This window comes from Pseudomonas sp. IT-P4, assembly GCF_949767755.1.
Classification (GTDB): domain Bacteria; phylum Pseudomonadota; class Gammaproteobacteria; order Pseudomonadales; family Pseudomonadaceae; genus Aquipseudomonas; species Aquipseudomonas monachiensis.
This window is the reverse complement of the sequence record NZ_CATKPX010000096.1, coordinates 1-339: the sequence shown is the minus strand read 5'-3', so window position 1 is coordinate 339 and position 339 is coordinate 1. Positions and strand designations below refer to the sequence as shown.

Annotated in this window: 1 protein-coding gene; it reads right to left on the bottom strand. The window is 55.8% G+C overall.

The window, feature by feature from the left end:
• Positions 1-339, bottom strand: a 339-nt coding sequence (locus tag ACM6IT_RS27035; RefSeq protein WP_414919026.1) for a hypothetical protein, incomplete at both ends; no start/stop codon positions are given.

The window sequence follows — 339 nt, the reverse complement described above, 5'->3', positions numbered from 1 at the left end:
CCCATGAACGACGCATAGGTCAGGCTGATGCTATGACCGGCCTGTGAGTAGATCCGCGTAGGCAATGCCACGCGGTTATCGCTGCTGCCCCCGGTGGTCAGGACTTCAATCAAGCCGGACTTGTGCACCACGCGGTAGGTACCGTCGAGGTTGTCTTCAAAATGGAAGTTATCGAGTTTTTTTTCCTTGATGTCCGGTGTCGTGCCGCTGCCAGTCACCTTGTAGGTTTCCCCGGTACTCAAGGCCAGGATGCTATTGTGCGGGGTGTACTGGGTCAGCTTGAGGTTCCAGCCCAGGCCAAAACCCGAGTCGATCGTATTGATCGGATTGAAGGACAGG